The sequence below is a fragment of the Ureibacillus massiliensis 4400831 = CIP 108448 = CCUG 49529 genome (assembly GCF_000772965.1).
GTDB lineage: Bacteria > Bacillota > Bacilli > Bacillales_A > Planococcaceae > Ureibacillus > Ureibacillus massiliensis.
This window is the reverse complement of sequence record NZ_JPVQ01000138.1, coordinates 1-498: the sequence shown is the minus strand read 5'-3', so window position 1 is coordinate 498 and position 498 is coordinate 1. Positions and strand designations below refer to the sequence as shown.

Annotated in this window: 1 protein-coding gene; it reads right to left on the bottom strand. The window is 35.3% G+C overall.

What is annotated here, in order from left to right; all coding sequences use genetic code 11:
* Positions 1 to 85: 85 nt before the first annotated feature.
* A partial coding sequence (locus tag CD30_RS19290; RefSeq protein ID WP_141096087.1) for an integrase core domain-containing protein occupies positions 86 to 498 on the bottom strand: 413 nt, incomplete at its 5' end.

Below are 498 nucleotides of genomic sequence, written 5' to 3'. Positions count from 1 at the left end.
CCAAATCGTCAAGCCAAAACCGCTTGACCATTTGGCTTACATCAACTATAGGCTGCTTACGTGAAGAAGGAGAAACTCTGCGTTGTTATAATCTCAACGCCATTTCTTTTGGGTACTCTGTCCCTTTATACAGTTCGTAGAACTCATTTGGACTCATATATTTTAAACTTCCATGATAACGGCGATTGTTATAGAAATCCATATACTTATCAATCCAATAATAAGCTTCTTCGTAAAAACTAAATGTGTGTTGTTGGTAACACTCACGCTCAATAATACTATGAAATGACTCGATATAAGCATTCAAATTTGGTGATTTAGGTGGAATTCGTTCATGATAAATCTTAAAGTTTGAACAAAATTCTCCAAAATGTTTGCTTACAAATTGGGGGCCGTTATCTGTTCGAATGATAATACTTGGATTATTACCCTTTGGAATTGGTATATTACGCGTTATAAACGCTTCTGTAAGCATGGTTGTAATATCAGTTGCTTGAC